Origin of the sequence: Dysgonomonas sp. ZJ709, assembly GCF_011039195.1 — a bacterium.
Classification (GTDB): Bacteria; Bacteroidota; Bacteroidia; order Bacteroidales; family Dysgonomonadaceae; genus Dysgonomonas.
In genome coordinates this window covers 1-12,818 of record NZ_JAAKEM010000016.1, presented here as the reverse complement: position 1 = coordinate 12,818, position 12,818 = coordinate 1, and the positions used below count along the sequence as shown (strand labels likewise).

General features: G+C 36.7%; 12 protein-coding genes and 1 riboswitch. Of the genes, 6 read left to right on the top strand and 6 right to left on the bottom strand.

Annotation, left to right across the window (positions count from 1 at the left end; translation table 11 throughout):
- The first annotated feature begins 1 nt into the window (after position 1).
- From cobM to cobC, 6 genes are read left to right on the top strand one after another with little or no spacing between them, the layout of a single operon-like run.
- On the top strand, positions 2-1,822 hold the full coding sequence (gene cobM / locus G7Y56_RS11710; protein ID WP_185153997.1) for a precorrin-4 C(11)-methyltransferase: 1,821 nt from the start codon (positions 2-4) through the stop codon (positions 1,820-1,822).
- A 2-nt stretch (positions 1,823-1,824) separates the two neighbouring features.
- On the top strand, positions 1,825-2,658 hold the full coding sequence (locus G7Y56_RS11705; protein WP_165043638.1) for a hypothetical protein: 834 nt from the start codon (positions 1,825-1,827) through the stop codon (positions 2,656-2,658).
- 8 nt (positions 2,659-2,666) lie between these two features.
- On the top strand, positions 2,667-3,176 hold the full coding sequence (cobU, locus tag G7Y56_RS11700; protein ID WP_165043637.1) for a bifunctional adenosylcobinamide kinase/adenosylcobinamide-phosphate guanylyltransferase: 510 nt from the start codon (positions 2,667-2,669) through the stop codon (positions 3,174-3,176).
- Between the two features lie 17 nt (positions 3,177-3,193).
- The gene (gene cobT, locus G7Y56_RS11695; protein ID WP_165043635.1) at positions 3,194-4,231 is read left to right on the top strand and encodes a nicotinate-nucleotide--dimethylbenzimidazole phosphoribosyltransferase; all 1,038 of its coding nucleotides are present in this window, start codon (positions 3,194-3,196) and stop codon (positions 4,229-4,231) included.
- 3 nt (positions 4,232-4,234) lie between these two features.
- Positions 4,235-4,996, top strand: a complete 762-nt coding sequence (cobS, locus tag G7Y56_RS11690) for an adenosylcobinamide-GDP ribazoletransferase (protein WP_165043633.1) — start codon at positions 4,235-4,237, stop codon at positions 4,994-4,996.
- Positions 4,993-5,517 (top strand): alpha-ribazole phosphatase, encoded by a 525-nt coding sequence (cobC, locus tag G7Y56_RS11685; protein WP_165043631.1) that lies wholly within the window; start codon positions 4,993-4,995, stop codon positions 5,515-5,517. Before cobS ends, cobC begins: the two co-directional genes overlap by 4 nt.
- Before the next feature lie 2 nt (positions 5,518-5,519).
- On the opposite strand, the gene cbiD is transcribed toward cobC, so the two are convergent.
- The 6 genes from cbiD to G7Y56_RS11655 all read right to left on the bottom strand — a co-directional run bounded on the left by cbiD (position 5,520) and on the right by G7Y56_RS11655 (position 12,585).
- The gene (gene cbiD / locus G7Y56_RS11680; protein ID WP_165043630.1) at positions 5,520-7,343 is read right to left on the bottom strand and encodes a cobalt-precorrin-5B (C(1))-methyltransferase CbiD; all 1,824 of its coding nucleotides are present in this window, start codon (positions 7,341-7,343) and stop codon (positions 5,520-5,522) included.
- A gap of 7 nt (positions 7,344-7,350) precedes the next feature.
- Positions 7,351-8,376, bottom strand: coding sequence for an ABC transporter ATP-binding protein (locus G7Y56_RS11675; protein ID WP_165043628.1), 1,026 nt, complete (start codon positions 8,374-8,376; stop codon positions 7,351-7,353).
- Between the two features lie 5 nt (positions 8,377-8,381).
- Complete coding sequence (locus tag G7Y56_RS11670; protein WP_165043626.1) at positions 8,382-9,422, bottom strand: iron ABC transporter permease; 1,041 nt, start codon at positions 9,420-9,422, stop codon at positions 8,382-8,384.
- Positions 9,422-10,567 carry an ABC transporter substrate-binding protein gene (locus G7Y56_RS11665; RefSeq protein ID WP_165043625.1) on the bottom strand — a complete coding sequence of 382 codons (1,146 nt, stop codon included), beginning with the start codon at positions 10,565-10,567 and terminating at the stop codon, positions 9,422-9,424. The genes G7Y56_RS11670 and G7Y56_RS11665 overlap by 1 nt, the downstream gene beginning before the upstream one ends.
- Positions 10,568-10,573: 6 nt before the next feature.
- Positions 10,574-11,278: a precorrin-2 C(20)-methyltransferase gene (locus G7Y56_RS11660; protein ID WP_165043753.1), complete on the bottom strand. Its 705-nt coding sequence runs from the start codon at positions 11,276-11,278 to the stop codon at positions 10,574-10,576.
- A 101-nt stretch (positions 11,279-11,379) separates the two neighbouring features.
- A riboswitch (cobalamin riboswitch) is annotated at positions 11,380-11,580 on the bottom strand.
- A gap of 57 nt (positions 11,581-11,637) precedes the next feature.
- Positions 11,638-12,585 carry a 3-oxoacyl-ACP synthase III family protein gene (locus G7Y56_RS11655; RefSeq protein WP_165043623.1) on the bottom strand — a complete coding sequence of 316 codons (948 nt, stop codon included), beginning with the start codon at positions 12,583-12,585 and terminating at the stop codon, positions 11,638-11,640.
- Positions 12,586-12,818 lie beyond the last annotated feature (233 nt).

Sequence of the window (12,818 nt, the reverse complement as noted above, 5' to 3'; positions counted from 1 at the left end):
AATGATTAAAACGGCAATTATATTAACATCGGAATCCAGCTATCCATTAGCTGAAACAATAAAAAAAGAGCTTACAGATTCGCAAATTTATACCAAAGCAAGTATAAAAGGCACTGAGCATATCTGTTCTATAAATGATTGTGTTAAGGATATATTTGAAAAAACAGAGTCATTTGTTTTCATTGGTGCTATGGGTATTTGCGTACGCTCCATAGCCCCATATATCAAAGATAAGCACAATGATCCCGCTGTTGTAAATATAGATAGTACAGGCAAATATGTGATATCTGTATTGTCAGGCCATGTGGGCGGTGCTAATGAATTGACTACTCGTATTGCACACATCATAGGCGGAGAAGCTATTATAACGACACAAAGCGATAATACCAATTTGTGGGCACTGGATATTCTCGGACAAAAATATGATTGGATTACAGAAACTAACGCTGCTAATCTGAATTATCCTCTTACATCGTTCGTCAATAAGAGACCTACAGCTCTGCTATTGGATATATACGACGAAGGAACTCAGTATTTGGAACGCACAGCCCCGGAACATGTAAAAGTATTCTACAAATATGAGGATATTGATTTGCATAATTATGAGTTACTGATTGCTGTCACTCCTTATTTATATCCGGATGCAAGTATACAGATAATATACTATCATCCTCAGGTATTACACTTAGGTATTGGCTGTCGTAAAGATTGTGATCCGAAAGGAATAGCAGAATTTATTGATATGGAGCTAAAAGGACTTAATATTGCAAAAGCTTCTATAAAGGATATTTCATCTATCGATCTCAAGAAAGATGAGCCTTTATTGAAGAAATTGCAAGCACACTTTAATAGTATTCCTGTCAATATCTACTCGGCTGACGAGCTACGAGATATAGAAGTGCCGAACCCATCAGAGAAGGTACAACAAGTTACCTCTGTTTTTGGAGTATCAGAATCCACAGCCATCAAAAGTGGTAATGGAGGTCCACTAATTCTTGAGAAACACAAAGGTGTGTTGAGCCATGGTAATGATTTCACTTTTGCTTTAGCATTAGATGCAGAAGTTGTTCGTCAGGGGCATATCGAAATAGTAGGGGCAGGTCCCGGTGATCCGGACTTAGTATCGGTAAAAGGACGTCAATTCTTAGAAGCTGCAGATTTAATTCTCTATGCCGGCAGTCTTGTACCCATTGAATTAACTTATTGTGCGAAAGAAGGGGCGGTTGTTCGCAGTTCTGCTTCGATGGATCTGGAAGAACAGTTTACTACAATGAAAGAGTTTTACGATAAGGGAAAACTTGTTGTCCGTTTACACACAGGAGACCCATGTATCTATGGCGCTATACAAGAGCAAATGGCATATTTCGACCAATATGATATGTCATATCATATAACCCCCGGGATATCCTCTTTTCAGGCTGCTGCGGCTGCACTACGATCTCAATTTACAATACCAGAGAAAGTACAAACGATTATACTGACTCGTGGCGAAGGTCGCACAGCAATGCCGGAGAAAGAGAAATTAAATTTGTTGGCTCGCTCCCAAAGTACAATGTGTATATTTCTAAGTGCAACCGTGATAGAAGATGTACAAAAAGATTTATTGGAACATTATCCACCTACAACACCCGTTGCTGCATGTTACAAACTAACGTGGAAAGACGAGCGTATCTATCGTGGAGAATTAAAGGATTTAGCTAAAATTGTAAATGATAATAACCTAACTCTTACTACAATGATTGTAGTGGGTGACGCTATTGATAATCGTAAAGGATTGTCCAAATTATATTCGCATCAGTTTAAACATTTATTCAGAAAATAACTATGAAAAAACTATTGATTACTGCATTCGTTGCACTAACTTTTTTATCTTTTCAGGCAAAAGATAATGTAGCTAATTCGCAAACAGTTGATAATCTCAAGGACGTTTCCGATAGCTTAAGAATGGATGATATTTTGAAAAATGCTTTGTCTATAGCTGTTCAGAATAAAGATAAGGCAAGCTTTACCGATGAATATCAGGTAGAAGGTGATGAAGTATATAATCCGACTAAAGTTTTTATTTCTTTGGGCAATTTATTCTCTGCCAATCATAAACACTTATTCATCAAAAGAACAGTTGAGTACGGAGATGTATTAATAGATTTATATTTATTCAAAAACAATAAATTTGAACTTGTCAACCATAATGAGCAAAGCTATAATACATTTATGAGTGACGAAATAAGAGATATAAATGGCGATGGATATAAAGATTTAGATATACATTGGTATCCGCTGGCAGGTTGTTGTCTTAAAAATATACACGATGTGTATTTGTTAAATCCCAAAAACGGTACATTTAAAAAGAAAGTCGAATTTATGAATCCTACATTTTATCCAAGAGAAGGTTTAATAAGAGGCCTTACTTACGGATATTCGGGAATGGATGCAGCATTATATACTATAAAATGGAAGGGCTCTGAATTAGAAGGTGTAGAAGGAATCTATCAGGCACAATTTATTGAGGACCCCGAATATCAGGTAAATGATGAAGCTCTAAAAAATGTATATTATCGAATAACAGCTAAAGGCGATTCTACAAAAATAAATAGTATTCCGAATGAATATCTGACAATAGATCAGGTAAGCCTTAATTGGTTTAAAGGGGGCGAATAATAATTAGAATGAAAAAAATAACCCTCATAACAGGCGGACAGCGTTCTGGCAAAAGTAATTATGCGGAGCAACTGGCATTATCACTTTCGCCTCATCCTGTATATATGGCAACATCGCGTATCTGGGATGATGAACATTGCAAACGTATCGAACGACACAAAGCCAATAGAGGAAAAGAGTGGAAAAATATAGAAGAGGAAAAAGAACTAAGTAAATATGATCTGACAGATCGGGTAATTCTGATAGATTGCATAACCCTTTGGGCTACAAACTTTTTCTTTGACTTAGAATCCAATGTAGAACAATCTTTGGATGCCTTGAAATCTGAATTCGATAACTTCACCCTACAAGATGCTCAATTTATTTTTGTGACCAATGAGATAGGGATGGGTGAAATGTCACAAAATGAAATTCAACGAAAATTTGCCGATTTACAAGGTTGGCTGAATCAGTATATTGCGAGTAAATCCGATGATGTATATATCATGATATCGGGTATTCCAATGAAAATAAAATAATAAACCAAAAATAAAAAATGATACAGTTCAATATCGAAAAGCCTAAAGACGAAGTTCGCTCATACCTACAAGAAAAAATAGATAATCTGACTAAACCCAAAGGTTCTTTAGGAATACTCGAAGATCTAGCCATGCAAATAGGATGGATACAACAAACACTCGAACCGAAATTAAGTCGCCCTTGCCACATTGTTTTTGCCGGTGATCATGGTATTGCTGCCGAAGGTGTCAGTCCATCGCCACAAGAAGTTACATATCAGATGATAGCTAACTTTTGGGCAGGAGGTGCAGGCGTTAATTTTCTGTCACGTCAGCATAATTTCGATCTCAAGGTTGTGGATTCCGGTGTTAACTTCGATTTTAAAGCGGAAGACCCTATTATAGATAAAAAGATTCGTAAAAGCACACGCAATTATCTGTATGAAGCAGCCATGACTAAGGAAGAAATGGAATTAGCCATAGAGCGTGGTGCAGAATGTGTACAAGAATGCTATGATAGCGGATGTAATGTCATAGGCTTTGGCGAAATGGGTATTACCAATACTTCATCTTCTGCTCTATGGATGGCATGCCTTACCGGAACACCATTAGAACAATGCGTGGGTGCGGGTTGCGATCATTCGGGGCAAGTAATAGAACATAAACTCAAAGTACTCAAACAATCGCTTGAAAACTATGGTGGAGATTATTCTCCCGAAGATATTATGCGATATTTCGGTGGTTACGAAATGGTAATGGCAGTAGGTGCTATGCTAAAAGCTGCCGAATTGAAGATGATTATTCTTATTGATGGTTTCATTATGACAAACTGCCTACTCGCTGCATCTAAACTCAATGCCGATGTATTGCATTATGCTGTTTTCGGACATCAGGGGGATGAAGCAGGGCATAAACAAATACTTGAATACCTGTCCGCTAAACCGATTCTTCATCTCAATTTCAGGTTAGGAGAGGGTACAGGTGCGCTTTGTGCCTACCCAATTGTCGATTCAGCAGTGAGAATGATAAACGAAATGAATTCCTTTAAGAAAATACAAGTAACCAAGTATTTCTGATTGATGAAAAATATAGCTGCTGCACTTGTTTTCTTTACCCGCTTGCCTTTCTGGCGACTAAAGGCCTTTAATGTACGGCCTGATTATTTCAAACAGGTAATAAATCACTGGGCTGTTGTCGGTTGGCTAACGTCAGTCATAATGGTTGGAGTATTATGGAGTGCGGCACATATTCTTCCATATTCTATAGCGATAGTTTTGGCTATCCTTAGCCGTCTACTAATAACTGGCGCTTTACACGAAGATGGTCTAGCCGATTTCTTCGACGGCTTCGGAGGTGGAAACACAAAAGAGCGAACTTTAGAAATAATGAAAGACTCACACATAGGTACTTATGGTGTGATAAGCCTTATCTTTTATTTCTTGCTTTTTTATCTGCTATTCGATAATATGAATTTACATTTAGCTTGTTTAGCTATATTGGCTGGCGATCCGTTATGTAAATTTATCGCCTCTCAGATAACATTATTTTTGCCTTATGCGCGTACGGCAGAGACAAGTAAATCAAAGACCGTTTATAACAAAATGTCAATCGGAACAGCCATTATATCTTGTATTTTCGGACTTCTTCCTCTTGTTTTATTATGGAAATTTCACTTTTGGCTAGCAATATTATTTCCTATATTTGTATTCATATTATTAATTTTCCTGATGAGAAAAAAGATTCAAGGTTATACAGGTGATTGTTGCGGTGCAACTTTTCTACTTTGCGAACTATCTTTTTATCTGGGAATTATTATATTATTAAGAATATTCAATTTATGAAAATATATCTTGTCAGACATACAGCGGTTGGAGTCCCTCAAGGCACATGCTATGGACAAACCGATGTACCTTTAAAAAACACTTTTGAATCGGAAGCAGAAATTGTAAAGCAGAAATTAGCTGATGTCGATCATGATGCTGTATTCTCAAGCCCATTGAGCAGATGCCGCAAGCTGGCAAATTATTGCGGATATGCTGATGAAATTCAACTCTACGATCGATTGAAAGAGTTGCATTTCGGAGATTGGGAAATGCACAAATGGGACGAGCTGGATATGTCTGAATGGGAAAAAGACTGGGTTAATAACCCTGCACCTAATGGTGAATCATTCAAACATATGTACGACCGTGTAGCTTCATTTTTCGACGAAATAAAAGAAAATGACTATAAAGAAGTGATTGTTTTTGCTCATGGTGGTGTAATTAATTGTGCAAAGGTCTATTTCGGACAAACCAACCTTAAAAGTGCTTTTGATAATTTAGCTGAGTATGGACAGGTACTTGAATTTGATTTGAAATAACTTTATTTTAAAATTCGTCCTTCTTCATCAATCAATAATATTGTTAGCTCACCGTCAGGAAGTAGAGGAGCGCATACTTCATGGCATTTCTTTATAATGAGATGAAAGAACGTAGATTCTTCGTTTGGAATTATATCCCATAACTGACGTGCCATTGTAATATTCTCTATTGATTCAATTGTTTTATCCGAACAGCTTGATGCTCTGGCGGTATCAATCAGAAAATCTTTATTCATTACAACCTTTTTGCTATGTGTATCTAACGAGCCTTCGGCTAGTTTCACCGCTTTTCCGAGCATTATGCCCATTGTTACATAACCGAATTGAAGTTCAGAAGCTATTTTGATAGTCTCTCCTATAAAATTGCCATAGTGTATAAATGCCTGACTTGGTAAATCAGTATATTCACCTTTTATAAATCGTTCGCTTTTTGCTCCCGAATTAATTACTACCCGTTCGCACTTTAAGGCTTTGGCGACCTGCATCTCGCGACGGATAGAATTAACAAAAGCTTCTGACGAAAAAGGTTTTACAATACCCGAAGTACCAATAATCGATATACCGTTTATAATTCCGAGCTTCGGATTAAAAGTCCGTTTTGCTATTTCTTCACCTTTAGGTATTGATATAGTTACATCAACCCCAATTTTTACATTCTGATTCGGTAATTTATCCTGATTATGTCGCAACACTTTAAATACTTCCCGCTTCATCATCTTTCGGGGAGTCTCATTTATAGCTGGTCCACCAATCTCTAATCCTAAGCCGGGCAAAGTGATTGTACCTACACCTTCTCCTTGTAGCAAATGAACGCCACGTTTAGCATCGTTTAAACAAACTGTCGATTGTATTTCTATACCATTTGTAACATCTGGATCATCCCCAGAGTCTTTAATAACGGTAGCTGTAGCCATCTCTTTGTCGAATACTACAAAATTTATAGGAATTCGTATCCATTCGCCATTTGGTAGAGTTATACTCACCTCATTTACAATCTCTTGATTTAATAAAGTTATTAGTGCGGCTTTAGTGGCTGCTGTGGCACAAGTACCCGTAGTATAGCCCGTTTTTAATTCAAAAAAGTCAGGAACAAGCTTTTCTATAATTTTTCTCAATCCATGTTCTCCATATACTGAAATAAAAGAAGATGAAAGGGTAGGGCGTTTCACAACTAGTATAGGAATATTCAAATTGCATGCAGCTTCTATCTTCTCCTTAAAACCACCAGACTCTCCACTTTCTTTTGTTATGATTGCTTGAGGGTTTAGCTGCTTAAATAATGGTTCTTCATCTTCCCCCTGCTGATAATAAAGTACCTTTTCTATTGGAAAGCCAGAGTCTTCGACAATTGATCTGGATTCATCACGGTCTAGTATTCTGAACCAACAATTACGATGTTCCCAATAAGGTTTCAATTTAGAGATTGTATTTACACCTGTCAATGCCAATAAATTATCTATTTTATTTTTCTCCAGATAATTGATAGCATTCTCATAATTATCGCACCATATTAAATCGTCTTCATGTTCAGGATAATTACGCTCATAGCGAACAACAGGTATTTCTAAATTTTCCGATACTCGTGCTATCGTTTGATGCAAGCCAACAGCAAAAGGGTGAGCTGCATCTATTATTAATTTGATATGATTATTTGTACAAATATCCGACATTGACTGATCATTTAATGCACCTGTCAAACGAATGCCATAAACACATTCTACCTCCTGCAAATCCCCCTTTGTAGAATAATAATATATTTTTGCGGCTTCGTCACAAACTTTTACAGCGTGCCGTCCTTCGGTTGTTCCTCCAAATATCAATATCATATACCTACTATTTATTAAAGAACGAAAATAGATTAATATGCTCAAGCAAATTCTCAATACTATTCACTAAAATCACTTCATTTTCAATCAAGTATAGTTTTATTTCTGTATCATATAAATTGCCGACCTCAATATAATAATCAGTCTCTATATTGCGTGATGCTAATATACCATTACGCAATAAGGCCTTACGCACCATAGCATATTTTTGTCCGTGTCCAACAAGTCTTATTTGCTTATCATACGTATTTTCAATACGGAACAATCCCGTTTCCATATCGAATGTGATTCCTTTTCGCTCAAAGAAGCTGCTTAACTGACCGTTTAAGGATAAATCTTCGGGAGTTCCTATATTTACACTCGAATACTGATCTATGAGCCATATCTTATCTGCTATTTGTAAAGCTAGCTCCAGATCGTGTGTCGATAAGAATATCGTTTTATTCGTTTTGCGGGACAAACGATGTAGCAATTGCATAATCTCAACCTTGCTCGGAAAATCAAGAAAGGCGGTTGGCTCATCAAGAAATATAACAGGTGTTTCCTGTGCCAATGCTTTTGCAATCATTACTTTCTGACGCTCTCCATCGCTAAGGGTATGAATCATTCGCTGAGCCAAATCTTCTATTTTAATCATAGAGATAGCTTCATCTACAATCCGATTATCTTCGTCACTTAATGTACCCCAAAATCCAGTATAAGGACTGCGACCTAAACCGATAAGTTCCCTTGCTGTCATATTCTTCACATCGGTTTTTTCGGTGAGGACAACACTAATCAGTGTCGATAACTGTTTTTCAGTATATGCTGATATGTCTTTATCTAAAACCTTAATATTACCACCTAACTTAGGTTGAAAAGCCGATAATGTGCGTAGTAATGTCGATTTACCTATACCATTAGAACCTAGTAAACAAGTTAATTCACCACTATAAATATCAGCAGTAATATTTTCAGCAACGACTTTTTTATTATTCTTCGTTTGATAGCCGATCGCAAGATTCTGTAATTCTATTGTCTTTTGTTTAGCCATCCTTATCAACTATTTATCTCGTTTCTTCTTTTACCGAATAATACTGAAATAACAATCGGTGCACCGATAAGCGCCGTTACCGAATTGATAGGCAATGCACCTTCCATACCTGGCATACGAGCTACAAGGTTACAGAACAAGGATAAGGATGCACCCACGAAAGTAACCGCAGGTACAAGAATGCGATGATCTGATGTCTGAAATATAGTCCTGCATAAATGCGGAACTGCAAGCCCAAGAAAAACAATCGGTCCGCAATATGCTGTTACAATAGCGGTAATGACACACGAACAAGTGATAACATATAATCTTGCCCGCCTGACATTCAAACCTAAATTACGTGCATAACTATCGCCCAAGAGCATGAGGTTAAGCGTCTTGATAAGTAGAAAAGAGAGGGGGATAAGTACCAGCATAATTGCTACAAAGGTATAGACTTGATCGCCCGATACTTTCGAAAAGCTTCCTAATCCCCATATTACATAGGCTCTTACATCTTCATCGTTACTGAAAAATTTCAATACACCGATTATTGCATTAGCTATATAACCGATCATAACACCAATAATTAGTAAAATTACGCTTCCTTTTATTCGTTGCGATATAGCTATTATCAATAACATGACTGCAAACGCCCCTAGTATCGCGGCTACAGAAACAGCAATCTCACCAAAGAAACCAATCTTACTTAAGGCAATACCCCCTATGCTTCCAGAGAGTAGAATCATTAATGCAACCCCCAGACTTGCTCCCGAACTAATACCCAATTCAGATGGTCCTGCCAATGGATTACGAAATACTGTTTGCATCTGTAATCCACTTATAGCTAAACCAGCCCCAGCAAACAAAGCTGTTATTGTTTGCGGAAAACGAGATTTCCAGATAATATTCTGCCAGATAATAGGTTCGTCACCAACATTGAATAGTATTTTGCCTATAGAAGATGGAGGGATCGAAATAGTTCCCAATATTAGATTCAGAATAAAAAATAGAATAATGGATGCTATAATAAGAGTGAAGAAAAGTATATTTTGTTTTCTGCTCATTATTTCAATAATTCGTAATATACAGGTTTATGATCAGGCAACAATTCAGGATGAAAAGCCTTTATCAAATCAGCTAACACCACTTCTGGTTCTACCGGTGCATTTTCATAAAATGGTTTCTGGCGAAGATTGCAGTATACCACCTTTTTTTCTTTAAAAGCTTTAAAGTCTGCATAACGAGCATCGCTAGCCTTTAACACTTCGTATGAATAGTCACCCGTATGACTTACCAAAAGTCTCCAGAAATCAGCATTTGCCCCTTGCGAATACACCGATTCGAAATCGAGATTTACACCTCCTGTTTCCTGATTATCTTTCAGAAAATATTCTGCACCTGCGTCTCTGAATTGTTCTGCAAGATAGCTTTTGCCACCCACTACATACCAATTTCCCGAACGCATTTCCCCACTCAGTACTATTGGTTTATTAGTAACTGATTCACTAAGCGCTTTTAACTCATTGTATTTCTTTTCTATTTCGACAAATTTATGATTGGCTTGTTCTTCTGTCCCTAATAACATGCCAACAAATTTCAACCATTCTGCCTGTCCTAAAGAAGATGTTTCTTTATATCCAAGAAATGTAATCAGAGGAATATTTAAATCTTTGATAACCTCATATCCTCCGCGTTTAAATGGCGAAACCAGAACTACATCAGGATCGAGCGCCATAATAATCTCTTTATCGAAATTACCTTCTATACCTATCTGACTGGCTTTCCCTGTTTTTATTCGTTCTTTCATTTCTTCATTAAACAAGAAGTTGGTGCTTGTCATACCCACTACTTTGTCTAGTACACCTAACTTAATGAAGTTGGAAAGTTGTAAGGTCGTCATGCAAATAAGGCTTCGAACAGGAGTTTCTATAATTGTATAATCTTGCGGAATCCTTTCATGGCTTTGTCCTCTGTTAACTAAAGCGTAGCGATAAATAGTTTCACTCTCACCTTGCGGATCTTGGATATCTACCAACTTATAATTATCTAAATATGTCACTTTAAAACCTTGCGCATATTTTATCTCAATATATGCAGAGTCCGAATTATTTATTGAAGAACTGTTTGTTCCTTCTTGTGATCTGTTCGGGTTGCAAGCCGAAAAGCAAATAGTAATAATGATAAGGTACAGAAACGAAAATTTGTTCATAGCTTTTTACTTATGAATAATCATTAATGAGAAGTAAGGAATTTTCCGATCGAGAATATCTGATGTGTTTTTAGTATAGTATTCTTTTCCATCTACACCGACGTTTTCGAAATAATGATATGTAGCATCCGATTTTTCACTTATACATTCTTTAATAGCTTCTGCACACTGCGATACTTTCATTATTACAACAACTTTTCCCGATTCTATTCTCTCTTTGAGATCGGATGCCGATATAATACCCGGAACAACATTCAACTCTTCTTCCTGCTTTACAATATGTATCTTAGCTAAAGCGCCACTTGCTATAAAAGCAGGGATCCCGGCAATACGCTCTACTGGAAAGTCGCTATCTGACAGGTTATCGAATATATATTGTATAGAAGAATAGAAACCCGAATCACCTTCGGCAACAACACATATTCTCTGCCCCATTTTATATTGTTCCTTTATCTCTTCCGATACTGCGTTATAAGCATCTATAGCCAACGAGCGGTCTTTACTCATCGGAACATGAAACGGAACTAATTTACTCGTATCAATATCTAACTCGGAAAGAATATCCAAAGCACGCGAGGTCTGAACACCTTCTTTACTTATGGTAGCAGGGTAGAATACCCGATCAGCCAACTGTAAAGTCTTCAATCCTTTTAATGTAATAAGTTCAGCTTCTCCCGGTCCGAGAGAAACAAAGGTAATAGGGTACATTATAAACTCTTAATTTGAGTATTATTAATAACGCCTTTGATAATAGGGATAAAACAAGATTACATACATGATGCTCTTATATGTTATAAGCCTTTACCGCGAGCTTTAAACTATTATTTTATGGCAGGTCTTCTGACTTATTCCTTCTACACAACCTTCCCATTCTTAACGAACAGTGGTATGAGTTTTGTGTAAAAACTAATGGAACTTACAGCAGCGGGTCTGTTCAGGATTTACACCTGATTCCCTTTTCATTACTTATCTGGCAAACGCAGACTTGTAACACCAAAATTCTAGTGCAAATATAATGTATTAAATTGACATGGTTTTAGTAACCAAGAAAAAATATGGAGAATATAAATTTAGCTTTTCTTTAATAAACACGTTCCGGCAGAATAACCGCCACCAAAAACAGATATACATATCAGGTCATTTTCCTTGAATGTATCATAATTTTGAGCAAGAACCAATAACGCACTTGTAGAACCCGTATTACCCAATTCCTCTATATTATTCATTGTTTTGTTTTGAGGTATACCCAATTCTTTAACTACATGGTTTATAATCCTTTTATTCGCCTGATGTCCTATAAAATATGACAAATCAGAGATAGTATATCCATTTTTAGTTATAATATCTTCAGTATTTTGCACTAGATAGATACATGCACGCTGAAATACATCCCTGCCATACGGCATACGTAATCCGGCACCATTTGGTTCTAGATTAACAGCTTTCGGCCCTTGCCCTATATGTGCTAATCCCTGACTTGTGATGTCAACTATTTCCAATTCATCACTCGAATATCGTTCAAATGAGAAAAAATATGCTGTGGCAGCATCGCCCCATAAGTGCCCTGCTATAGAATCAGCATCATCAGAATATGTAGAATTCCTTTCCGCACAGATAAGTAGAGCTTTCTTAGACATGTTAGCCTTAAGAAACGACTGTATAATCTCCATTCCATTAATTGCGGAAGAACAAGCCGAAGATATATGAAATGCTTTAGCTTTTTCCATTTTAAACTCCCTCTGAATAACATGGGCCGTTGTACCTACAGTATCCGAAGGGGTATAAGAAGCGAATATTATGAGGTCTACATCTGTTTCATTGTATGGTAATTGTGGCAATGCACCTAATACCGCTTCGGTACACATGTAGTCTATAGTTTCTTTATCATTAGCTCTGGAGCGAGTTTTGATTCCGGTTCGCTGGTATATCCATTGTGCGTCAAGTCCATTTATATCAGTAAAGTAATCGTTCGAAATTCGTTTTTCAGGGATATAGTAACCCACAGCATTAATATACATAAATTCAGTCTTTTTAATTTGAAGGTGATAAATGTATCTATAACAATCAAATTTTCATATTCGGCATATCACAAAAAAATCTAAGAGTATACATATTTATATTTATTTTAGGTAACAACATACAAACCTAACCCAAAATTCACTTAAAAAAATAAACATGAAACAAGCAAATGATGAAGATTTAAAATTCAAGGATTCCCTAAGAGCTTCCTTTGAATTAGCAATGGAAGAAG

Excerpts from the sequence above, each read along its gene's own strand:
- cobS (WP_165043633.1), top strand. The coding sequence starts at position 4,235 with ATGAAAAATATAGCTGCTGCACTTGTTTTCTTTACCCGCTTGCCTTTC.
- G7Y56_RS11665 (WP_165043625.1), bottom strand. The coding sequence starts at position 10,567 with ATGAACAAATTTTCGTTTCTGTACCTTATCATTATTACTATTTGCTTT.
- G7Y56_RS11670 (WP_165043626.1), bottom strand. The coding sequence starts at position 9,422 with ATGAGCAGAAAACAAAATATACTTTTCTTCACTCTTATTATAGCATCC.
- G7Y56_RS11675 (WP_165043628.1), bottom strand. The coding sequence starts at position 8,376 with ATGGCTAAACAAAAGACAATAGAATTACAGAATCTTGCGATCGGCTAT.
- cobM (WP_185153997.1), top strand. The coding sequence starts at position 2 with ATGATTAAAACGGCAATTATATTAACATCGGAATCCAGCTATCCATTA.
- cbiD (WP_165043630.1), bottom strand. The coding sequence starts at position 7,343 with ATGATATTGATATTTGGAGGAACAACCGAAGGACGGCACGCTGTAAAA.
- G7Y56_RS11655 (WP_165043623.1), bottom strand. The coding sequence starts at position 12,585 with ATGTATATTAATGCTGTGGGTTACTATATCCCTGAAAAACGAATTTCG.
- cobT (WP_165043635.1), top strand. The coding sequence starts at position 3,194 with ATGATACAGTTCAATATCGAAAAGCCTAAAGACGAAGTTCGCTCATAC.
- G7Y56_RS11705 (WP_165043638.1), top strand. The coding sequence starts at position 1,825 with ATGAAAAAACTATTGATTACTGCATTCGTTGCACTAACTTTTTTATCT.
- cobU (WP_165043637.1), top strand. The coding sequence starts at position 2,667 with ATGAAAAAAATAACCCTCATAACAGGCGGACAGCGTTCTGGCAAAAGT.
- cobC (WP_165043631.1), top strand. The coding sequence starts at position 4,993 with ATGAAAATATATCTTGTCAGACATACAGCGGTTGGAGTCCCTCAAGGC.